The following is a 2,510-nucleotide window of genomic DNA, read 5'->3' as shown; positions in this document are numbered from 1 at the left end:
CAGGAGTTATACGTAAACAGATTTTTATAAGAATTTTATTTAAAAATTAGATATTTAATAGCTGAATTAGGTAGCCGCCACCTCCACCAAAATTCTTGTTATAAATCAGCCACTTATATTAAGTGGCTTTTTTATTGCCACACATTTGCCACATTTTTCATTGCAAGAGCTTTTGATTTCGACGTATTTAGGCTGTACGAGTTACGCTAAGTTTCGCAATTTCTTGCTTATTTTTATCCCCATGCAACCATTTTGTATAGCGTTTGATCAGCATTTGTAGACTATGTCCAAGTTGATCGGCTACAAACATTGGATTGACGCCATCCATCAGCAACATCGTCGCATAAGTATGCCTTGCATTGTATGCAGGGCGGTGACGTATAGAACACGCTTTCATCGCTTCTACAAGACGCTCTCTAGGTGGTTTTTCATTAAAGAAGGGTTCCTTAGTCTTAGGACATAGCATCACATAGTCTGTTTGGTAGCCTTGATCCTTTTTAAATTGAAGCAAAGCTTTCAAAGCCAGAGTTGATCGTTCATTCAGATATACTTCTCGAGACGTATGTGTTTTTGTCACCTTTTTTTCTAAACCACGTACACGGCTTTTGTTAACTTTGAATGTGCCATTGAACCAATCGATATCACTTTCTCTAAGAGCAATCATTTCGGAAGGTCTACAGCCTGTCCAGAAGGCAAACTCAAAATACCACCGATAAAATTTGTCCTCATCATGTAAGCTTTTGTCGAGCCAAGCTAGTAAGGCTTCCATCTCCTTACGTGTGAAGGGGTCAGGTGTTTCCACCTGAACCTTACGATTCTTAATTTTATTCATAGGGTTTACAGAAATCTGATTATGCTTAACAGCCAACTCGAAAACTCCACGTAAAGGCGTGGCGCAATTATTAAATGTTTTCGCTGTTTGAAAATTACGATCGATAATGACTTCCTCAATATCTTCAGTCGTGATATTGGCTATTGGTGTTAATGCAAAATAAGGCATCCAATGACATTCTAAAATTTTGCGATAGCCATTTTTTGAATCTTTATTGGCAATCGAAAACTTTAAAAATTTTTGTGCAACATCTTGAAATAAGACTTGCTGACCATCCATTGATTCAGTTTCTGTAACATCAAGGCCTTTTGCTTGTGCTATATCATTCTCAGTTAAAATCCCCCATTTGGCTTTATTTATGAGGTCACTTCTAATTTTAGCGGCTGTACGGATACCTTCCGCAGTCGGCGGGTGTGGGAGTGTAATGTAGTAGCGCTGCTTTTTAGAGGTGAAGTTGATTTCGAGTGCATTCTCCCTAATTCTAACGCCGGTTGGTAACGTTTTTGAGTTTGTTCTGTCAACCATTGGTTATAACCTCTAAGTGAGTAGTAAATATTTCCATCTTGTTTTGTCCAAACTAAATCTTGTGGCCAATTTTTTCGCCGATGTGTAAGTTTTTGTTCTTCAATGCCTGTAAGCTTTGAGAACACTGAAGCATCTACCCAATCGATAGCTGTAAGCCCTAGTTCTAAAAGAACATCTAAAATTTCGTTTTGCATAAAATTACTTAGCCAATTGAGCTGATCTAAAAATTATTCACGGCTAGGCATAAATTTCCCTAGTCATAAATCGTCATGTGGAAAACTTAGCACATGACATTTTTTAAAAACTCGTTTCGTTTAAAACTTCAAAAAAATGGTTATTCAAAAAAATTATGAAATAAAAAAATCATATTTATGCTTACTGAATTAATGATTTAATCCCATTTGTTAGGTACAAAATTTGGTACTTAAATCCTCAATATCATGAGTTAAGTACCAGATTTGGTATCTTAAAAATCAGCTCGAAAAAAGATTTATAATTTATTTTTTTAACAAGGGTTGGAGCACATCTAAAAGACTCTCACCATTTTTACGATCAATTATTTTTGCAGACATGCCTAATTTTTGCGGCCCATCTACATCAGCAATTTGAGTATCACCAATGAAAAAAACTTCATTTGGTTGACAGTTCATTTGAGTTAAAAAATGTTGGTAGATTAAAGGATCTGGCTTATTTGCACCGACCTGAAAGCTCCATGCATAAGTATCTAAAGGTGGAAGTAGGTGCTGTGCTCGTTCACCATAAGGCGTTGCTGCATTGGAGCAGACTGCCAATTTGTAGCCTAGCTTTTTAAGCTCAAGCAGCATTGGTATAGAATCATCAAAAGCACGCATATACTTTAAATCATGTTGAAGAGCGTTATTCATTTCCTCCAATAAAGTAGAAGGAAACTGATAACCGAAATAAGAAGCTAATGTTGCAAAGTTGCCATCTAGTGACATGATCATTGCAGCATCATTTGGTTGTGGTTTGCGCCCTTGTTGTTTAAGCCACTTCATCATTTTTTTGTAAGGAGATTGGCTGTTTTTAATTTCTATTAGTGTGCGGCTTTGTTGCACAAACCTAGCCTATAAGGTTTATTCAGTCCTATAATTTCAAAATGAATAAACATACTGCTAAAACTTATCGTACAACC

2 protein-coding genes are annotated in these 2,510 nt (G+C 36.4%); both read right to left on the bottom strand.

Features of this window, described 5'->3' with window-relative positions:
- Nucleotides 1-187 precede the first annotated feature (187 nt).
- A complete protein-coding gene (locus tag NI461_RS13830; protein WP_005104739.1) occupies nucleotides 188-1,357 on the bottom strand; it encodes a site-specific integrase in 1,170 nt (389 codons plus the stop codon).
- A gap of 497 nt (nucleotides 1,358-1,854) precedes the next feature.
- The gene (locus NI461_RS13825) at nucleotides 1,855-2,433 is read right to left on the bottom strand and encodes an HAD family hydrolase (protein ID WP_253157787.1); all 579 of its coding nucleotides are present in this window, start codon (nucleotides 2,431-2,433) and stop codon (nucleotides 1,855-1,857) included.
- Between the last annotated feature and the right edge of the window lie 77 nt (nucleotides 2,434-2,510).

This window comes from Acinetobacter sp. S4400-12 (assembly GCF_024129495.1).
Taxonomy (GTDB): domain Bacteria; phylum Pseudomonadota; class Gammaproteobacteria; order Pseudomonadales; family Moraxellaceae; genus Acinetobacter; species Acinetobacter lwoffii_C.
Note: the sequence above shows the minus strand (reverse complement) of the source record. Positions and strands in the feature narration are given on the sequence as shown.